This window comes from Thiomicrorhabdus heinhorstiae, from assembly GCF_013391765.2.
GTDB classification, from domain to species: Bacteria; Pseudomonadota; Gammaproteobacteria; order Thiomicrospirales; family Thiomicrospiraceae; genus Thiomicrorhabdus; species Thiomicrorhabdus heinhorstiae.
Genome location: NZ_JACBGI020000013.1, coordinates 11,970 through 31,857, shown reverse-complemented (window position 1 = coordinate 31,857; position 19,888 = coordinate 11,970). Strand labels below are relative to the sequence as shown.

General features: G+C 49.6%; 21 protein-coding genes. All 21 read right to left on the bottom strand.

The features are described from left to right. Nucleotides 1-36 precede the first annotated feature (36 nt). Nucleotides 37-1,332 (bottom strand): NAD(P)/FAD-dependent oxidoreductase, encoded by a 1,296-nt coding sequence (locus tag H8792_RS07660; RefSeq protein WP_185978357.1) that lies wholly within the window; start codon nt 1,330-1,332, stop codon nt 37-39. A 13-nt stretch (nt 1,333-1,345) separates the two neighbouring features. Beyond that, the gene (locus tag H8792_RS07655; RefSeq protein WP_185978356.1) at nt 1,346-1,939 is read right to left on the bottom strand and encodes a c-type cytochrome; all 594 of its coding nucleotides are present in this window, start codon (nt 1,937-1,939) and stop codon (nt 1,346-1,348) included. Between the two features lie 116 nt (nt 1,940-2,055). Continuing rightward, on the bottom strand, nt 2,056-2,664 hold the full coding sequence (locus H8792_RS07650; RefSeq protein ID WP_185978355.1) for a NapC/NirT family cytochrome c: 609 nt from the start codon (nt 2,662-2,664) through the stop codon (nt 2,056-2,058). A 161-nt stretch (nt 2,665-2,825) separates the two neighbouring features. Beyond that, nucleotides 2,826-3,845 (bottom strand): tetratricopeptide repeat protein, encoded by a 1,020-nt coding sequence (locus H8792_RS07645; RefSeq protein WP_185978354.1) that lies wholly within the window; start codon nt 3,843-3,845, stop codon nt 2,826-2,828. Next, complete coding sequence (locus H8792_RS07640; protein ID WP_228767004.1) at nt 3,832-4,248, bottom strand: cytochrome c-type biogenesis protein; 417 nt, start codon at nt 4,246-4,248, stop codon at nt 3,832-3,834. The genes H8792_RS07645 and H8792_RS07640 overlap by 14 nt, the downstream gene beginning before the upstream one ends. Further along, nucleotides 4,245-4,778, bottom strand: coding sequence for a DsbE family thiol:disulfide interchange protein (locus H8792_RS07635; protein WP_185978353.1), 534 nt, complete (start codon nt 4,776-4,778; stop codon nt 4,245-4,247). Before H8792_RS07635 ends, H8792_RS07640 begins: the two co-directional genes overlap by 4 nt. After that, nucleotides 4,775-6,694, bottom strand: a complete 1,920-nt coding sequence (locus H8792_RS07630) for a heme lyase CcmF/NrfE family subunit (RefSeq protein WP_185978352.1) — start codon at nt 6,692-6,694, stop codon at nt 4,775-4,777. The genes H8792_RS07635 and H8792_RS07630 overlap by 4 nt, the downstream gene beginning before the upstream one ends. Beyond that, nucleotides 6,691-7,143, bottom strand: coding sequence for a cytochrome c maturation protein CcmE (ccmE, locus tag H8792_RS07625; protein WP_185978351.1), 453 nt, complete (start codon nt 7,141-7,143; stop codon nt 6,691-6,693). The genes H8792_RS07630 and ccmE overlap by 4 nt, the downstream gene beginning before the upstream one ends. 12 nt (nt 7,144-7,155) lie before the next feature. Then, a complete protein-coding gene (gene ccmD / locus H8792_RS07620; RefSeq protein ID WP_228767003.1) occupies nt 7,156-7,311 on the bottom strand; it encodes a heme exporter protein CcmD in 156 nt (51 codons plus the stop codon). A gap of 1 nt (nt 7,312) precedes the next feature. Next, on the bottom strand, nt 7,313-8,083 hold the full coding sequence (locus H8792_RS07615) for a heme ABC transporter permease (RefSeq protein WP_185978350.1): 771 nt from the start codon (nt 8,081-8,083) through the stop codon (nt 7,313-7,315). Then, complete coding sequence (gene ccmB, locus H8792_RS07610) at nt 8,080-8,748, bottom strand: heme exporter protein CcmB (protein WP_185978349.1); 669 nt, start codon at nt 8,746-8,748, stop codon at nt 8,080-8,082. The genes H8792_RS07615 and ccmB overlap by 4 nt, the downstream gene beginning before the upstream one ends. A gap of 3 nt (nt 8,749-8,751) precedes the next feature. After that, nucleotides 8,752-9,366, bottom strand: a complete 615-nt coding sequence (gene ccmA, locus H8792_RS07605) for a cytochrome c biogenesis heme-transporting ATPase CcmA (RefSeq protein WP_185978348.1) — start codon at nt 9,364-9,366, stop codon at nt 8,752-8,754. A 318-nt stretch (nt 9,367-9,684) separates the two neighbouring features. Beyond that, a complete protein-coding gene (gene purD, locus H8792_RS07600) occupies nt 9,685-10,977 on the bottom strand; it encodes a phosphoribosylamine--glycine ligase (RefSeq protein ID WP_185978347.1) in 1,293 nt (430 codons plus the stop codon). A gap of 91 nt (nt 10,978-11,068) precedes the next feature. Next, on the bottom strand, nt 11,069-12,631 hold the full coding sequence (gene purH / locus H8792_RS07595) for a bifunctional phosphoribosylaminoimidazolecarboxamide formyltransferase/IMP cyclohydrolase (protein WP_185978346.1): 1,563 nt from the start codon (nt 12,629-12,631) through the stop codon (nt 11,069-11,071). 25 nt (nt 12,632-12,656) lie between these two features. Next, the gene (locus H8792_RS07590; protein ID WP_185978345.1) at nt 12,657-12,908 is read right to left on the bottom strand and encodes a helix-turn-helix domain-containing protein; all 252 of its coding nucleotides are present in this window, start codon (nt 12,906-12,908) and stop codon (nt 12,657-12,659) included. Nucleotides 12,909-12,918: 10 nt separating this feature from the next. Beyond that, complete coding sequence (gene dusB / locus H8792_RS07585) at nt 12,919-13,896, bottom strand: tRNA dihydrouridine synthase DusB (protein WP_185978344.1); 978 nt, start codon at nt 13,894-13,896, stop codon at nt 12,919-12,921. A gap of 19 nt (nt 13,897-13,915) precedes the next feature. Beyond that, entirely contained in the window at nt 13,916-14,797 is an 882-nt protein-coding gene (prmA, locus tag H8792_RS07580; protein ID WP_185978343.1) for a 50S ribosomal protein L11 methyltransferase, read from the bottom strand. 85 nt (nt 14,798-14,882) lie between these two features. After that, nucleotides 14,883-16,232 (bottom strand): acetyl-CoA carboxylase biotin carboxylase subunit, encoded by a 1,350-nt coding sequence (gene accC, locus H8792_RS07575; protein WP_185978342.1) that lies wholly within the window; start codon nt 16,230-16,232, stop codon nt 14,883-14,885. Between the two features lie 12 nt (nt 16,233-16,244). Continuing rightward, a complete protein-coding gene (gene accB / locus H8792_RS07570; protein ID WP_185978341.1) occupies nt 16,245-16,706 on the bottom strand; it encodes an acetyl-CoA carboxylase biotin carboxyl carrier protein in 462 nt (153 codons plus the stop codon). A gap of 88 nt (nt 16,707-16,794) precedes the next feature. Then, on the bottom strand, nt 16,795-17,235 hold the full coding sequence (aroQ, locus tag H8792_RS07565) for a type II 3-dehydroquinate dehydratase (RefSeq protein WP_185978340.1): 441 nt from the start codon (nt 17,233-17,235) through the stop codon (nt 16,795-16,797). Between the two features lie 214 nt (nt 17,236-17,449). Then, entirely contained in the window at nt 17,450-19,648 is a 2,199-nt protein-coding gene (gene dsbD, locus H8792_RS07560) for a protein-disulfide reductase DsbD (protein WP_185978339.1), read from the bottom strand. Nucleotides 19,649-19,888: the final 240 nt, after the last annotated feature.

Genomic DNA, 19,888 nt, shown 5'->3' with positions numbered 1-19,888 from the left:
CTAGTGAATTGTGCAGGCGAAGTTTTAAAACAGGACTTAGCCGAAGACGTCGGCCGTAATGTTTTTAAACCAGGAGTGAGCGTAAAGTTCTTCACGCTTACGTAGTTCAGGGTCGTAAGCTCCGGTCAGACCTCCGGAACCTTTAACCTTAACGATTTTGCCGTCTTCATAAGCGTACACCATCGCTACGGAAATTCCGTCGCCAGGAGCGATGACAGAGTAACAGGTGTTTACCCATGAAGGTTCAACCATGGCAACGTTGTTTAGCAATGAAGCGACGGCAGCGGCGCAAACTTTTGCTTGTGAGTTGGCAGCGTAACCGGATTTCGGCATAGGCGCTGCAACCGATGAATCACCAACGATATGGATGTTTTTGTGCAGGGTTGATTCAAAGGTTTTGTGATCGATTGGACACCAGCCTTTATCGTCGGTCAAACCGGCTTCAAACGCGATTTTTCCTGCTTTTTGGTTCGGGATGATGTTTAGCACGTCCGCTTTGAAAGCGCCTGCACCGCAGTGAACGGTTTTGCTGGCAACATCGACTTTGGTAACTTTCCCGCCGTCTTTTGCCGGAATCCACTGGATCATGCTGGCATCGGTACCGTAGCCGTAGTGGCGCTTCCATCCATCCATGAACAGACCGAATTTAGAGAACTTGTCTTTCTGATCCAGAACGACGATTTTCGAATTCGGTTTGTGTGCTTTCAGATAAGAAGCGATTTGCGATACACGCTCGTATGGTCCAGGAGGGCAGCGGAAAGGGTTGCCCGGAGGAACGATCACAACCGTGCCGCCGTCTTTCATGGCTTCAAGTTGTTTATGCAGCATAACGGTTTGTGGACCGGCTTTCCATGCGTGCGGGATAGAGTCGTGAGCAACGGCTTCCGAGTAACCTTCGATCTCTTCGTATTTGAAGTCGACACCCGGAGAAACGATACAGCGGTTGTAAGACAGACTCTTGCCGCCGGCTGTTTTTACCGTTTGTCCTTTCGGATCGATTGACGTGACTTTATCGAAAATAACCTTGATGCCTTTGGCTTTCAGGTTTTCGTAAGTAAAATGGATCGATTCCATCTTACGGTGTCCGCCAAGCACTTCGTTACTCATGAAACAGGTGTAGTAGTCCGGATTCTTTTCGACGATGGTGACGTCGATGCTCGGATCCATTTTCTTCAGGTATTGAGCGGCGGTGGCTCCACCGATACCGCCACCGACAATCACGACACTCTTGCCGTTAGATGCCAGGCTGCTGGTTGCGCAACCTGTAGCAGCAACACCGACTGCACCGGCTGCAGAAGCTTTAAGGAGGTTTCGTCTTGAAATATTGGTCATCTTGTTTACTCCCTTATTTGCTTGAGTAGAATTCAATCAGTTCGTCAATACCGTCCTGGCCGTATTTTTCATGCATGCTTTTCAGCTGCTTGGCCATTTTTTTCGGTGCTTCACGATTTCCGGAAGTAAAGTCATGCAAGTTATATTGCAGATAAGGCTTCCACTGACCTGCCAGGATACCAGCATCGTCTTCAGCCAGGCTTCCGCCTTCGGAGTGACATTTCTCGCAATATTTCTTATGGATTTTTGCACCTTTGCTCGCCATCTTGTCATTGGTTTCTTGTTTGGCTGAGTGGTGTTTTTGTTTGGAGAAATAGTTTGCCATGGCTTCGATATCCGCATCGCTATAACCTTTTGCGATACGCATCATAATGGTAGATGGGCGATCGCCGGATGCATAGGCGTGCATGGATTCGATGAAGTAGTCTTTTGAAATTCCGGCAATACTTGGTGTTGCCGGACCGTGGCTAACGCCGTTAGGACCGTGGCAACCGGCACAAGTATTGGCGAGCATTTCGCCGCGGTCCAGTGCAATAGCGGTATTGGAAACCAGCATACCGCCGGCTAATACCGTTCCTGCAAGTAAGCTAAACTTAGCTTTTTTCATAGTACTCCTCCTCAGAAGTGTAGGTTCCAGTCAAGCTGGATTTAAATTGGACTGAATAGACAGTCTTTGGCGGCTTCCACCCTTGTGTGTGGAAGCCTAAACTGGTTGTTGGATTTTTATCGTTTCGGCAACAGGTCGCCGACTAGACCGTCGCGGTACTCTTTTTCGACTTCTTCCGGCTCGTCCGGTTCGGTATGAGCGATACCTTTGTGACAATCGATACAGGTCTGTCCCTTTTCAATAGCGCGCGGATGCTTGTTGGCAGCTTGTTTGCCCTGCTCGTCAAAGTCCATTGCGTTGAAAGAGTGACAGGTACGACATTCACGCGAGTCGCTGTCTTTCATTTTTTTCCAAACGGCCGAAGCCATTTGCCAGCGGTGTTTATCGTAGTATTCCAGATAGGCATCTTCATCTGCCTTAAGTTCGTCGCTGACCGCGAAATCGCCGATAAATTCGTGATACACGTCCTTGGCGGCAAACAGTTTTGCTTTGATCTTCGGCAGGAATTCCTTCGGAACGTGGCAATCCGCACACTCCGCACGTACACCGGAAGCATTTTTGTAGTGAATGGTTTCCTGATACTCTTTCAGGTTGACTGTCATGCTGTGGCACGAGGTACAAAACTCAGTGGTATTGGTGTAAGCAAAAAAAGAATTCATGGCTCCGAAGGATGCGAAGCCAAGAAGGAATATAACGATAAGTAGACCGATTTTTTTATTGAACATATTTTTGGATTTCTAGTAAAAGTTTCGCTGTTTTAATTTATTCGGGAATGTCTTATAAATCTTTGACCGTCTCAAGCATTCCTCAATTTTTTGGCTATCTTAGAGAAGAAAACTTAATGGGTACAGAAAGAATTTTTAATGGTCAATAGGACGTATTTATTTCATGAAACGGTAATATTTATATTTGTTATAAATACGGCTTTTTTACCCATTTGTGCCGGTTTTTCTGCCTGATACAACACTTTGGATACATCTTGTTTATCACCTTGAGTCAGTTTGATTCCGACAATTAAGTGTTCGAAATTCTTGAGTTTTCGATTCGCCATCAGTTCATCGGAACTGCTTAGATCAACTTCGACAGGTAGTTGTTTTATCGAAATTTTCCTGGCGGCTATCGGCATCGGCGGACCTTCGGCAGCTTTGATATAGACAAACAAAGTTGTACCTGCCGGTAGTGTCTGTGGAGTCTCGGTTGAAACGACAATCTGGATCGACTTTTCCTCCGATGCAGTCGTATCCTCAGGCTTGGATTCGGGGCCGGGATTTTCAGTAACCGATTGTCCGATCTGCTCGAGTAATGCCGAGATATGCTTGCGATCAGGGTCGTCCGGGTCAAGCTGAGAGTAGAGGGTTTGCCATAGCTCACCAGCCCTTGGAATATCGCCTTTTTGCCGTTCGGCAAGACCGAGAAGCCATAAGGTCATTTTGTTATGAGCATCGAGTTTCAGAGCTTGTTGCAGCAGTTCGTAAGGCCTGCCCTGCAAACGCCCGTTCTGGGTAACGGATAAGGCATCCGCCAAGGGAAGGAGCACACTAAGATTGTTCGGAGCCAGTTGATAGGCGTGCTCGAATGCCCAGACGGCTTTCGGATAATTATCGGTCATCATATAGGAACGCCCGAGGAGCAGCCAGCCACTCAAGTCGTCCGGTTTTTTGGCTAGTTTTTGCTCCAGCTTGTCGACCAGAGTGACCATTTTGGGAGCGGAGTCGTCTTGGGATATTTCCGCGAATTGTGGAGTGCCGAAATAAAAGTACAGTCCTATGGTTAAAGCCGGCAGTCCGATACCGATGGAGAGAAGAGCGCTTTTGGAAAGGTGTTTTCCCTGCTTGAGCAGTGGGAAGAAGAGGATCGCCAGCGCGGCGATCAATAGTAAGCTTAACCAGAGACTAAGAGTTGTCATCAGCATCATCCATCGAGTTTTGGCGGCGAATCAGGCGGATTAAAAACCAGACACCGATTGCCAGAAATAGAAAAGGTCCGGCCCATAGCAAAGTCGTTTGAGTTTTTAGCGGTGGGCGATAGAGGACGAAATCGCCGTAACGCTGCACCATATAGTCGACAACCTGTTGTTTATCTGCCTGTTGATCGACCAGCATGCTATACACCTGTCGGCGCAGATCCTGAGCCAGTTCGGCATTCGAGTCGGCCAGATTTTGGTTTTGGCATACCAGGCAGCGCAGTTCGTCGATAAGCTGGCGGTAATCGCGTTCCTGCTGCGGGGTTTTAAAGCGATGTTCTTCAATTGCTGCAAACAGAGGCAGAGAAAACAACAGCATGTAGAGGAGAATCAGAAAGCGTTTCATGATTGCACCTCGCTCTGCAGTGTCTGCATGAGTGGAATCAGTGTTTCCTCGATGCTTTGCCGGGTTAAAGGACCGGTGAATTTATGACGAATGATGCCGTGGGTATCAATCACGAAAGTTTCCGGTACGCCGTAAACACCCCAATCAATGCCGGCTTTTCCCTGGGCATCTTCAATGACCACGGAGTAGGGATCGGAATAGCGTTGCAACCAGGAGTTCGCTTCCGCAGCGGTATCTTTGTAATTCAGACCGACGATCACATAAGGTTGCGTCTTGGCAAGATCGACCAACAGCTTGTGTTCCTGTTTGCAGGAGCTGCACCACGAGGCCCAGATATTTAAAATCCAGGCCTTACCTTGTAGCTGTTGCGGCGAAAATCTTTCTGCCGAATTCAGTTGCGGTAATTCGAATTGCGGGGCGGTTTTGCCGATCAGTGGCGAAGGTACATTCTGCGGATTCAGAGTCAGGCCGATTGCCAGAAACAGTACCAGTACCGCAAAAATAATCAGGGGGGCGAACTGCTTTTTCATGCCGAACGTCTCCCGTTGCGAATATGGGCCGCCAATACCAACAGAGCACCTAAAGCCATCAGGATCGATCCCAGCCAGATCCAGCGAATAAACGGCTTATATTGCACACGAACGCTCCAGGCTCCATCTTGCAGTCGCTCTCCCAAGGCGACAAATAGGTCACGATTCAGCCCAGCGTCGATGCCGGCTTCGGTCATCGGCATTCCTTGAGTCAGATAGGTGCGTTTCTGCGGTTTCAAATGGGCGATAAATTCGCCGTTTTCCAAAACCGTGACCGAACCTTCCGAAGCGAGATAGTTGGCTTCCTGTTTTTGTTTGACGCCGTCAAAGCGGAATTCATACTGCTGAATGTGGTAGCTGTCGCCCTCGGCTAGGCGAATGTCTTTTTCAATACTGTACAGGGAGGTGATCGTAATGCCGGTCAAGGTGACTGCAAAACCGATGTGCGCCAGACTGGAACCGACTAGCTGCAAGGATGGTTTCGCAAAATGTCCCTGTTGGCCGCGGAGTAGCCAATACAGAGCGCTGAAGCCGATCCAGGCCGACATAAACAGTCCGAGTATGCCCAGGCCTTGAACATCCGGCAGAATCAGTAACGGGATCAAGATTGCCGTCATCAGACTCAAGATCAGCGGCAGACTCATGCGTTTCAGCAATGATATTCCCTGATCCTGTTTCCAGTGGGCGGCAAAGCCGAAGCCCATAAAAATTGCCAAAGGTACTGTCAGAGGCAGCATCACGCTATTAAAGTAAGGGGCGCCGACGGAAATTTTAGCCAGCCCGAGAGCGTCGAGAATCAATGGATAAAGTGTACCGAGCAGCACGGTTGCCATCATCGCCATCAGAATCACGTTGTTAAATAGCAGGAGGCTCTCTTTGGAGAAGAGGCTAAATTTTTTGCTATGCGTAACCTTGTGGGCATTCGCCGAATACAGGGTTAGGGATAGACCGACTACGACTACCAGGAAGAGTAGAATAAAAACTCCGCGCGACGGATCGCTGGTAAAAGCGTGCACCGAAGTGAGAACGCCGGAGCGCACCAGGAAGGTACCGAGCAGGCTTAAGGCAAAAGCCAGAATTGCTAGTAACAGGCTCCAGGACTGGAAGGTGCCGCGTGCCCCGGTAATCGCTAAAGAATGGATCAGAGCGGTTGCGACCAGCCATGGAAGCAGGGATGCATTTTCGACTGGGTCCCAGAACCACCAGCCACCCCAGCCGAGTTCATAGTAAGCCCACCAGCTGCCGAGCGCAATTCCAAGAGTCAGGAAGGCCCAGGCAATCAAAGTCCAGGCTTTGGTCCAACGAGCCCAGGCCATTTCCAGACGACCTTCCAATAAAACGGCGACTGCGAAAGCGAAGGAGACGGCCATACCGACATAGCCCATATAGAGCATAGGAGGATGGATCGCCAGACCGATATCCTGAAGTAGCGGATTCAGACTGCGGCCTTCTTGCGGCACTTCAAGCAGTCGTTCGAAAGGGTTAGAGGTAATCAATATGAACAATAGGAAGCCGATACTGACCAGGCCGAGAGTAGCAAGCAGTTTAGCATTCAGGCTCTCCGGCAGGGAACGGTTGAACAGGCTTACGGCAAAGGTCCACAATGTCAGAATCAGTCCCCACAGTAACAAGGATCCTTCATGTGCTCCCCAGGTGGCGGAGACCTTGAAAATCATCGGCAATTGCGTGTTGGAGTTGGCGGCAACGTATTTCACCGAAAAATCGTTGTCGATAAAGGCGTAGACCAGGCAGGCGAAAGACAGTCCGACAAACAGAAACTGTCCGAATGCTGCCGGGCGGGACAGAGCGATCCATGCCGAATTGTTTTTGTAACTGCCCCATAGCGGGAAAATCGCTAGAACGGTGGCAAAGCCCAAGCCGAGAATTAAAGAAAAATGGCCGATTTCCGGAATCATGGTTGAACTGGCTCCGAACTGGCGAGCTGGGCTTTATTAATGGAATCAGCGACCTCTGGTGGCATATAATTTTCGTCGTGTTTAGCGAGCACTTCCTTGGCGACAAAGACTCCTTGGTCGTTTAAGCGTCCTTTGGCAATAATCCCTTGTCCTTCGCGGAACAGATCAGGCAAGATGCCACTATATTCGACTTTAACCGGCGTCTGGCTGTCGGTCAGTTCGAAGTGGACCTTAAGCGAACCGCTTTCACGCTGCACACTGTGGTTAACCACCAGACCACCCAAGCGGAAGTCGCGGTCGGCAGGCGCTTTACCTTGTTTGACTTCGGTCGTGGAGAAGAAAAACATCATATTCTGGCTGAATGCCTGAATAATCAGAAAGGTGGCGATACTGACGCCGGTTAGCAGCAGTAGCACCATATAGAAACGTTTTTTGCGGACAGGACTCATAACATTTTCCCTTTATTTTTCTTGGTGGTGAAAATCGTCAGCGTCCCGAATCGCTTGACGGTGTTGCAATGCCGGTTGGACAAGGTTGATTAAGATAATCAAAAAACTGATGCCGAAAGCGGACCAGACATAGCTGCCATAACCGCCCATTGCGAAAAATTCCTGCATCTTAATTTCCTCCGTTGTGTGCTTTGCGGCGATCCCAGATAATCTTCTTAACCCAGCCGCAGTGTAGGTCCTGCTCAAGCAGGTTGGCGCGCATTTTGAGTAATAGAATCCACAAATAAAGAAACTGGAATGCGGCTGCCATCAGTAAAAGCGGAATCAGCATATCGATGTGAATCGACGGCGTGTCGAACTTGCTGACGGTAGCCGCCTGATGTAGCGTGTTCCACCACACCACCGAATAGTGAATAATTGGCAAGTTGACGACACCGACCAAGGTCAGAATGCTCATGGCACGACCGGCGGTCTGTTTGTTTTCGATTGCATTGTAGAGGGCGAAGATTCCTAAATAGATAAACAGCAGAATCAGTTCCGAAGTCAGGCGCGCGTCCCATACCCACCAGGCTCCCCACATCGGTTTGCCCCATAGTGAGCCGGTAATCAAGGCTATCAAGGCAAAGCTGGCGCCGATCGGAGCACTGGAAATAATCATGATTTCCGCCATGCGTACCCGCCACACCAAAGCAACCACCGCAGCAACCGCCATCGCAAAATAGATAAACATCGACATCCAGGCGGCCGGGACATGCACGTACATAATGCGGAAGGAGTCGCCTTGCTGGTAGTCGGCGGGGGCGGTAAACAGTCCCATGTAAAGTCCCGGAATCAGCAGTGCCAAAAAGATCACCGCGATCCAGGGAAGCATTTTCCCTGTTAAAGGGTAGAACCAGTTTGGGGCTCCGAGACGATAGTACCATTTGGCGATAATATTCATTGCGATACACTGACCTTTAAAGCTGAGGCGACCGCAAAGGGTGCCAGGGTAAGACCGAGAACGAAAAGTCCGGCCAGAATATAAAGTTGCCCGGCAGCAGACCAGCCGGAGGCACTGACTTCCACCGCGCTGGCGCCGAAAATCAACACCGGAATATAAAACGGCAGCACCAGCAATGGCAGCAGCAAGCTGCTTTTCTGCAGTCCTGTCGTTAAGGCGACGCCGATGGCACCGACAAACATAAGAACCGGTGTTCCCAGCAACAGGCTGAGAAGTAGAACGCCGATCGCATCAGCCGGTAGATTGAGTGTCAGGGCTAAAACAGGTGCTACCGCAACCAATGGCAGGGCCGTAATCAACCAGTGCGAGATCAGGCGAGCCCAGACAAAAGCTACCAGAGAGTGCGGGCTGAGAGTCCATTGTTCCAAAGTGCCATCCTGATAGTCCTCTTTAAACAGACTGTCGAGCGACATCAGTGTTGCCAGCAGGGCGGCGATCCAGATTAAACCGGGGGCGATCTGCGCCAGTAAGGTTTCGGATGCGCCGATTCCGATAGGGAACAGCAGAACGACCAGACCGAAAAAAATTAGTGCATTGCCGACTTCACCACGGCGACGGTAGGCGAGTAGTAAGTCGCGACGAATCAGGCTCCACAAACTGCTCATCGATCAGACTCCCAATGCCAATCGCTGCACGCGATCGGCAGGTAGATTCAACGGATGGTGCGAAGTCATTACAATCATGCCGTCGTTTTCCAGATGCTGTTTGGCAAGGGATTCGTACAGAGCAACGCCGTCTTTATCCAAAGCTGCCTGGGGTTCGTCCAGAATCCATAATTGAGTATTCGCTACCAGCAGGGATGCGAGTGACAAACGGCGTTTCATTCCGGCTGAAAAGGTTTTGACTTGTGCGTGTTTGGCATGCCCGAGTTTTACTTCCTGTAAGGCGTCGGTCAGGCTGATCGAATTGCGCGGGCGAAAGCTGCTTAGAGTATGCAGATTTTCCAGGGCGCTCTGTTCGTCTTTCAACGGATTTTGGTGCCCGAGCCAGGAGAGTTTGCTGCGGAAGTCGTTGTGAGCATCGTGAATCGAACGAGATTGCCAGAGGATTTCTCCGGCTTCGGGCATACGTAAGCCGGTCAGCAGTTTTAATAAGCTGGTTTTTCCGGCACCGTTATGGCCTTCAATTAATAGCAGTTGGCCCGCTTGAAGCTCGAAAGAGAGCTCAGAAAACAGCGTTTTACGGCCACGCTTACAACTCAGTTGCTTTGCCTGATAATGCATCTTGGATGTGTTACCCGATGGTTATAAACCTCCTCTATCTTGAGGAGTTTTTGGATTTAGTTTTTATATTTTGAGGGCCAAGTTTAGCAAAATGCCCGGGGATGAAAAGCAAAACCGCCCCGCTTTATCCTAGGTATTTTTTATAATGCATTAGATGGTTTTATTTTAGGAAAAGCTGATGTTTTGTAAGTTGGGGAGACTTAAGGGATTATTGTCCGAAAGTTTGAATCGGAGATTGAGTAAGCAGGATAGAATGATTGATAGGAGAGAATCCCGGAAAATTCCAGCATTTTCCGGGATAGACGCATAAGTCTGGGGCTATGCTTTCTGTTCGCGTTCTACGGCTCTGTGGCCGATATCGGTACGGAAGTAGACCTCGTCCCAATTGACTTTATCTACACCTTCGTAGGCACGTTTTTGTGCTTCGGTGACATTGCTGCCAAGAGCGGTTACGCAAAGAACGCGTCCGCCGGAGGTAATGACATCGCCATTTCCATTTAAAGACGTACCAGCGTGGAAAACCTTAAGGTCGTCGGCATTGGCACTGTCGATTCCATTGATGACATCGCCTTTTCGGTAGTCGTCAGGGTAACCGCCGGCTGCCATTACCACGCCTAGCGCAGCACGATCGTCCCACTGAGCTGTCGCTTGATCCAGTTTGCCATCCAGTGCATCCAAACAGTGTTGAACTAGATCCGATTGCAGACGCATCATAATCGGTTGGGTTTCAGGGTCTCCGAAACGGCAGTTGAATTCCAGTACTTTCGGTGCTCCTGTTGCGTCGATCATCAGACCGGCATACAGGAAACCGGTGTACGGCAGACCGTCTTTGGCCATACCTTCAATGGTCGGCATAATCACTTCGCGCATGGCTCGATCATGAATTTCAGGCGTAACGACTGGAGCCGGGGTGTAGGCACCCATACCGCCGGTATTCGGACCGGTATCACCGTTGTTACGCGCTTTATGGTCTTGCGAGGTCGCCATCGGCAAAACGTTTTTACCGTCGGCCATAACAATAAAGCTGGCCTCTTCACCGTAAAGGAACTCTTCGACAACAACTCGAGCACCGGCATCGCCGAATTTATTTCCTTCAAGCATATCTTCAACCGCTGCAAAGGCTTCTTCTTCGGTATCGGCCAGGATAACGCCTTTACCGGCTGCCAGACCGTCGGCTTTGATAACGATCGGTGCGCCCAGTTCGCGAATAAATTCTTTTGCCGGAGGAATCTCAGTGAAGACCCGGTACGCCGCGGTTGGAATTTTGTGTTTTGCCAGGAAATCTTTGGAAAATGCTTTAGAGCCTTCCAATTGTGCGGCATCTTTAGATGGGCCGAAGCACTTCAAGCCTGCAGCCTGGAAAGCGTTAACCACGCCTAAAACCAGAGGAACTTCTGGGCCGACGATTGCCAGACCGATGGCGTTTTCTTTTGCGAAAGCTACCAAGCCGTCAAGGTCTTCAACCTTGATATCGACGTTTTCAAGGTTCGGCTCCAAAGCCGTACCTGCATTCCCCGGAGCGACAAATACTTTCTCCGCCAGAGGCGATTGCGCCACTTTCCAGGCCAGAGCGTGTTCACGTCCGCCGCTACCAATTACTAAAATATTCATAAATGAATTCTCTCTTTAAAAATTTGTTTTAAAAATTAGCGTTTTGCTCAAATTTGCGAAGGGCAGCAAAATTTGAGTAAACAAGCAATTTTTAGTGGCGGAAGTGGCGCATTCCTGTAAACACCATCGCGATTCCATGTTCATCCGCTGCATCGATTACTTCCTGATCGCGCATAGAGCCGCCCGGATGGATTACCGCTGTAATGCCGGCTGCGGCAGCGGCATCGATTCCGTCGCGGAACGGGAAGAAAGCGTCCGATGCCATGACCGAACCAGGCACTTCCAGGCCTTCGTCTTCTGCCTTGATTCCGGCGATTTTAGCTGAATAAACGCGGCTCATTTGTCCGGCACCGACTCCGACGGTCATACCGTCTTTGACGTAAACGATTGCATTCGATTTAACGAATTTGGCTACTTTCCAGGCAAACATCAGGTCTTGCATCTCTTTATCGGTCGGAGCACGCTTGGTGACGACTTTCAGATCTTCGGTAGTAACCGTACCCAGATCACGGTCTTGTACCAACAGTCCGCCGGTAACGCGCTTGTAGTCGTAGGCGGCCTCCTGACCGGTGAATTCGCCGCATTCCAGCAAACGAACGTTTTTCTTGGCTTCAACGGCTGCCTTAGCTGCTTCGGAAACCTTAGGCGCGATAATGACTTCAACAAATTGACGGTCGACAATCGCTTGAGCGGTTTCACCGTCCAATTCGGTGTTGAAGGCGATAATGCCGCCGAATGCCGAAGTTGGATCGGTTTTATAAGCACGGTCATAAGCTTCGAATTGCGTTGCTCCGATGGAAACACCGCACGGGTTGGCATGTTTCACGATGACGCAGGCGGTTTCTTCGAAAGTTTTCACCAGTTCCAATGCCGCATCGGTGTCGGCGATATTGTTGAAAGACAGTTCCTTGCCTTGGATTTGGGTTGCAGTCGAAATCGACGCTTCGGTGGCATTACGTTCAGTATAGAAAGCCGCTGCCTGATGCGGGTTTTCACCGTAGCGCATGGACTGCTTCTTAACGAATTGGGTGTTGTAAGTACGCGGGAAAGTATCGCCTTCTTCCGTGTTGAACATCTTGCCGAAGTAGTTGGAGATGGCGCCGTCGTAACGCGCTGTCTGTTCAAAGGTCTTAATCGCTAGGTCGAAGCGGGTCGCATGTGAAAGTTGGCCTTCGTTAGCGCTCATCTCTTCAAGAATACGCGAGTAGTCGGCAGGATCGGTGACAACCGCCACGTCGTTGTGGTTCTTTGCTGCAGAACGAAGCATGGTCGGACCACCGATATCGATGTTTTCGATAGCGTCTTCCAGAGAACAGTCCTCTTTGGCAACGGTTGCTTCGAAAGGGTACAGGTTGACGACAACCATATCGATCGGATCAATGCCGTGTTCGCTCATAATCGCATCGTCTTTACCGCGGCGTCCTAGAAGACCACCGTGAATTTTCGGGTGCAGAGTTTTTACGCGTCCGTCCATCATTTCCGGGAATCCGGTGTATTCGGAAACTTCAGTTACCGGCAGACCGGCTTCAGAAAGAACTTTATAGGTTCCGCCGGTAGAAAGAATGGCGACGCCCATAGCGTCAAGCGATTTGGCAAATTCTAGAATGCCGTCTTTGTCGGACACGCTGATTAAAGCACGACGAACTGGTTTCATAGTGGATTCTCCGAAAAAAGAAAAATTAAGATTCGATAAGTTGGTATTTCAGCATCTTCTTTCTCAGGGTATTGCGGTTGATACCCAAGATTTGTGCTGTCTGCGTTTGATTATGCTGGGTTCTGTTCAGTACGAATTCGATGAGCGGTCTTTCAACCTGTTGAATCACCATTTCATGCAGATCGCAGGTCGATTGGTCTTCAAGGGTTTCAAAGTAAACTTCCAAGGTTTGTGTGACTTGAATACTCAGGTTGTTTTGCGGGGTCTTGTCGCTCATATCGCTTTGTTTAATTCGACTTAATGTTACGGTTAAAGTAATCTTCGACCAGTTGCAGCTGCTGATGGCACTCCGTCAACCGGTTAAACTGTTTGCGTAAATCTGTGCCGCCCGGCATGGATTGGCTATACCAGCCTAAATGCTTGCGGGCAATGCGTACGCCGTGTGTGTCGCCGTAGAGCTCATATAATCCCAGTAAGTGTCGGCGGATCGTCTCGCGCTTTTCCAGCAAGCTCGGTTCCGCTAGTTTCTGCGTATGTCTAAGGTAATGATTTATCTCGCGAAATATCCAAGGATTGCCTTGAGATGCACGGCCGATCATTATGGCGTCACAAGCGGTATATTTTAATACAAAATCCGCCTGTTCGGGGCTGCAAATATCGCCATTGGCAATGACCGGTATCTGTACTGCCTGCTTAACACTTTTAATGGTGTCGTATTCGGCTTGCCCGCTGAATTTATCTTCACGGGTACGGCCGTGAATACTGACGGCTTTCAGGCCGTGTTCCTGAGCCAAAAAGGCAATCTGCAAGGCATTTTTATTTTGCGCATCGGTGCCGGTTCGTGTTTTTACCGTCACCGGAATATCGACCGATTCGCTTACCGCCTGAAAGATCTCAGCGATTCTTTGCGGATCACTCATTAGTGCCGAGCCGGCAGCGATACTACAGACTTTTTTGGCCGGACAGCCCATATTCAGGTCGATGATCTGTGCTCCCTGACTGGCCTGCCAAGCAGCTGCTTCGGCCAATTCTTGCGGGTCGGTACCGATTAGTTGAACGGCTCGAGGCTCGGGGTCGTTTGGGTCCACATGACGAGTGGAGGATTTTTTTGATTCCCAGAGTTGTTTTTTTGAGGCGACCATTTCGGCGAGGGTATAAGCGGCTCCCTGCTCTCGGCATAATTTACGGAAAACGGCATCGGTCACTCCGGCCATGGGAGCCAGAACTAATGAATTTTCGAATTGATAAGGACCGATTTGAAACATTAACCTTGTGCGCCGACTTTTAAACCGAATGTTTGCGGCCGCTGAGCAGGCCCCACTCTTCACGCGTGCGCAATTCGGTTAGTTCGATGCCGAAATTTTTGTAATGCTGGATGAGTTCATCCGCTTGAGAAGCGAGCAGGCCGGAAAGCACCAGTTGCGCTCCCGGTTTCATCAGGCGTTCGAATTCGGCTGCCAGCTCTTTAAGCGGGCCGGCCAGAATATTCGCTAGTAATAGATCGACTGGCTGAGAGTCGAAATCTTTTACCAGGTTGAAAGGGATCGATTCCGCATTGCGTGCGGCATTTTCCAGGCTGGCGGTAATTGCCTGAGGGTCGATGTCGGTTCCGCAAACCGATGAAGCGCCGAGTTTCTTTGCGGCTAGAGCCAGAATGCCGGAACCGCAGCCGTAGTCGATCACGCTTAAATCTTCGGGAGCATTGCTATCCAGCCATTCAAGGCATAGAGCGGTAGTAGGGTGGGTTCCGGTGCCGAATGCCAGACCGGGATCGAGCATCAGATTAACGCCTTGTGGATCAGGCGCTTCCAACCAGCTGGGTACTATCCATAGTCGCTTACCGAAAGAGAGCGGTTGGAATTGATCCATCCATTCGCGAACCCAGTCTTTGTCTTCGATCGCTTCGATTTTGAAGGTATGTTCGGAAACGGCCGGTAAGAGTTGTTTAAGAAGCGCTAAGACACCGCCAACTTCGATTTTCGCGTCGAAAAGTGCGCTGACCCGGGTGTTTTGCCAGATCGGCGTCGTGCCGATGTCCGGTTCGAAAATCGGTTGATCCAAGGCGTCTTCAAAGGTCACCGAAACAGCACCGCATTCGCTGAAAGCGTCCGACAAGGTTTCGGCAAGCGCCTCTTCAGTGGTGGTGGAAATTTGTATCCAGGCCATAAACTTAACTCTCTAAAAACAAAAAAGCCACGAAGCTCGTTTTGACGGTCATCAAAAGCGAACCCCGTGGCGATTTAGGACGAAATTAAACCAGATGCTCTAAGCGTTCTTCCAGATAGTGAATGTTGCGGCCGCCTTCGCGGAAACCGCCATCGTTCATTATCTCGCGTTGCATGTGGATATTGGTGTCGATTCCTTTGATCACCATTTCACTCAAAGCACTGTCCATGCGGGCAATCGCCGTATTGCGGTCGCTACCGAAGGTAATCAGTTTGCCGATCATCGAATCGTAGTTCGGTGGGATGCTGTAACCGGTGTAGATATGTGAATCCCAACGGACACCTAGGCCGCCCGGCAAGTGCAAGCGCTCGATTTTTCCTGGTGACGGCATAAAGTTACGAGCCGGGTTTTCTGCGTTGACACGGCATTCGATCGCGTGGCCTTTCAGTTGAATGTCTTCCTGGCGAATGCTCAAAGGAATTCCCATTGCAACTTCGATCTGTGCCTTAACCAAGTCGATACCGGTAACCATTTCGGTAACGCAGTGTTCGACTTGTAGACGGGTGTTCATTTCAATGAAATAGAATTCGCCGTTTTCGTACAAGAATTCGAACGTGCCGGCACCGCGATAGTTGATTTCCAGACAGGCATTGACACATGCAGAACCGATTTTTTCACGCTGCTCAACAGTGATTCCAGGAGCTGGGGCTTCTTCAACAACCTTCTGGTGGCGACGTTGCATTGAGCAATCGCGCTCGCCAAGGTGAACGGCATTTCCCTGACCATCGGCAAGAACTTGAATCTCGATGTGACGAGGATTTTCCAGAAATTTTTCCATATAGACTTCCGGATTACCGAAGAAACTGCCGGCTTCCGAACTGGTCAATTGGATTGATTTCAATAAATTGGCCTCGGTATGTACCACGCGCATGCCGCGTCCGCCGCCGCCGCCGGATGCTTTGATAATAACCGGATAACCGATTTCACGGGCGATACGCAGATTTTCGGCATCGTCTTTGCCCAGCGGGCCACCGGAACCAGGAACGGTCGGAACACCTGCCGCCTTCATTGCTTTGATGGCTGAGACTTTGTCACCCATCAGGCGGATAGTATCGGCTTTCGGGCCGATAAAGGTAAAACCACTTTCTTCAACGCGCTCGGCAAAGTCGGCGTTTTCGGATAAGAAGCCGTATCCAGGATGGATCGCTTCAGCATCAGTCACTTCGGCTGCGGAAATAATGGCCGGGATGTTCAAGTAACTTTCCGATGATGGTGCTGGACCGATACAAACCGATTCGTCAGCCAGCAGCACGTGCTTAAGATCAGCATCCGCCGTCGAGTGAACGGCGACGGTTTTAATTCCGAGCTCTTTGCTTGCACGCAAAACGCGTAGAGCAATTTCGCCTCGGTTAGCGATTAGGATTTTTTCAATCATGCAACTCGATCCTTATTCGATCACGAATAGTGTTTGGCCATATTCAACCGGCTCACCGTTTTCACCAAGAATCTGCTTGATGGTTCCGGCTTTGTCCGCTTCGATCGGGTTCATGATTTTCATCGCTTCGATAATGCACAGGGTGTCACCTTCGGCAACCTTGTCGCCAACTTTAACGAAAGGCCCTGCGTCAGGTGATGGAGAAGAGTAGAAAGTACCTACCATTGGCGAAGTGACTTTATGGCCGCTTACTTCGGCAGACGCTGCGCTCGGAGCGGAAGGCGCTTCAACCGGAGCGCTTGGTGCGACTGGAGCACTGGCGACGGCTTGTACAGGCGCAGCCGGAGCGGTAACATAAACCGGCTCTTGACTGCGGGTGATGCGAATATTGTGTTCGCCTTCTTTGATTTCGATTTCGGCAATGTCTGATTGCTCTACAATTTCAATAAGCTTTCGAATTGATCGAATATCCATGTTATTTATCCTTTCTCTGTCGGGTGTGTCCCGAAGTTTGCGTTGTTGAGTGCGGCCTTAAATGAGTCTGTTTAAGGTCATAAATTTGTTATTTGATTAGTTTGTTAACCGCTGCCTGAAATGCCAGTTCATAACCGAGTGTCCCCAGTCCGGCAATCACGCCATCGGCAAGGTCCGAGAAATAGGAGTGATGTCGGAAAGGCTCTCTCTTATGAATATTGGAGAGGTGAATTTCGATGAACGGAATTTGCACTGTCGCCAAGGCGTCGCGAATTGCTACACTGGTATGAGTGTAGGCAGCAGGGTTGATCAAGATATAGTCTGTACCATCGTCCATGGCTTGATGAATACGCTCGATAATCGCGCTTTCGGAATTGCTTTGGAAATCGCGCAGGCGAATATCAAAGCGATCGGCGAGCATTTCCAGGCGTTCAATGACGTCGCCGAGAGTCTCGCTGCCGTATATTTCCGGTTCTCTGCGGCCTAACATATTGAGATTAGGACCGTTAATTACAAGAATGCTTGCCATGCGGCTGTGCCTATAGGTTGAATCAAATATGCGAAATTATAACTGATGCGCTGGTGGAACACTATTTAAAAATCAGTAAAACTTGACGGAATTTGCTTGAAAAGCGGCGTTCTGTTTTGAACGTTAAGAAAAGTTGAGAAATGTTTGATGGTTGATTGGGGCAGGGGTAGCCCCAATCGAAAACTTGCCTGTTTTGGCAGGCTGACAAGCCGTTTTAGAAAGCTTGTTTTACAATCTGTTCAAAGGCTTCAGCGTTTTTAAAACCGACGACTCTTTGCGCTTTCTGCTCCTTGCCTTGACTATTAAAGAACAAGATAGCCGGAGGTCCGATCAGATCAAAGTGCTTCATCAAGGCTTTGTCGACCGCATCGTTGGCGGTGACATCGGCTTGAATAAGGGTCACACCTTTTAGGGCTGCTTGAACCTTAGTATCGCTAAAGGTGAATTTCTCCATCTCTTTACAGCTGATACACCAGTCGGCATAGAAGTCGAGCATGACCGGCTTGCCGGATGCCAGAACTTGCTGCAGATCGTCCAGGCTTTTAATGCGCTGGAATGCCAGATGTTCTTCTTGTGCTGCCTGGTGGCTTGAACTTCCCTGGAAGACTTTTAGCGGTTGCAGCATATTGTTGCTGCCGCCGAGCAGACCGACAAGAATCATTGCTCCGTACAGGAATAGTGCCAAGCCGATTCCTTTAAACAGTTTGAACCAGCCGGATTTGCTTGCGGTTGATTCGAAACTGCCAAGGTAGACTGCGGAAACGATGAACAGAAGCGCCCAACTCAGAAGAATGATTTCCGACGGAAGAATACGCTCGGCCATCCAGATGGCGACACCGATCAGAGCGACACCGAATACCGCTTTGACCGAATCCATCCAAGCGCCGGCTCTTGGTAGAAGTTTTCCTGCTGATGTGCCCAGCAATAATAGCGGTAATCCCATCCCCATGCTCATGGCGAATAGGGCTACACCGCCTAAAAGCGCGTCTCCGGTTTGTCCGATGTAGATCAATGCTCCGGCCAGAGGTGGTGCGACACATGGGCCGACAATTAATGCAGAAAGGAAGCCCATAACGGCAACGCCGGTTAGAGTCCCGCCCTGTTGCTTATTGGAAAGGTTGGTGAGTTTTGATTGCAGTGAACTTGGAAGCTGCAGCTCGTAAAAACCGAACATTGAGAAAGCAAGCAGAATGAAAATGGCACTGAAACTACCGATAATCCATGGATTTTGGAAAGCAGCTTGCAGGTTTTCGCCGAACAGCCCTGCCAGTACACCGGCTACGGTGTAAGTAACCGACATGGCGAGTACATAGACCAGAGACATAATGAAGGCTTTACGGGTGGTCAGTTGATCGCCTTGTCCGACAATGATGCTGGATAAGATCGGAATCATTGGGAAAACGCATGGGGTAAGCGCTAAAAGAAGTCCGAAAGCGAAGAAAGTGGCGATGACGATCCACACGCTGCTGTTCTTCAGGGTGTCGGCAATTTGGTCGGTTTCCGACAGAGGCGATTCCTCGGTAACCGTTGCAGTGGCCTGGACGGCTTTTGATGTGGAACTGCCGGATACCGCATCCAGTTGGATCACCTTTTTAACAGGAGGGTAACAGACGCCGGCTTCAGCCGAGCAGCCCTGATATTCGATTTGGACTTCGCTGGTGGATGTTGCTCGTTTTACATTTAAAGTACCTTGCAGATCACCGTGGTAGACAGTTGTCTTGCCGAATAGCGGATCATCGATCTGTTCGGCTTCGGGCAGTGAAAGAGAGACTTCAGCATCGCCCTTTAGCAGTTTGGTTTTGATCTTGTCTTGATATAGGTGATAACCGTGGGCGATTTCCCAGGTCAGCTTAATATTAGCCGGATTGGATTTATCTGCCGAGAAGCGGAAAGCGTCTTCGGCATCCAGTAGCTCTGGCTCGGAGGTTTCCTGTTTTAAGAAGCTGTCCAGTGCACCGAGAGTGGACGGCGCGGATTGTTGCGGCAAGTCCAGAGTAAAGGTTCGGGTTTGCGGTGGATAACATACGCCGATTTTGTCGGCACAGCCTTGGTATTTTACTGTGACTTCAGTAGCTGAAGCCTGGCCCTGATAGGCAATATCGATCGTTGCCTGATGGGTGAATACCTCTGTCTTGCCGAATAATTCATCTTCTACGGTTTTGGCTTTGGAAAAAGCCGGCTGCTGCAAGGTGATCTGCGTCGCGCTTACAGACATTTTGTCTTTGTACAGCTTGTAATCGTCAGCAATTTTCCATTCAATATGAATTTTACTGTCTTTGACGGTCGGGTGAGCAAGCTGAAACGCTTGGTCAACATCCAGTAGTTCATCCGCCCAGGCACTGGTGTTTTGCAGGCCGAATGCAATGATTAAAATTTGTATGAGGTAGAGTGTAATATTTTTGGCGCGACGCATTTAGAATTCCTTTCTCTAATAGCACTTGAAAACTGACGATCAATGACTATTAAGTATTACGTTAATTATGCCGAAATGGATTCATTATTCTATACGCTTTGCAGCGCTTTTTCATCTGTAATGCTTTGATTAAAACTGGGTTTTGCCGCTTTTGACAAAAACTTGTTGCCAATCCTTTTAAATAAGGCTCTTTGCGGATTTTGTATCTTTAGCGATTTCTTTTACGAACATATTTTCTAG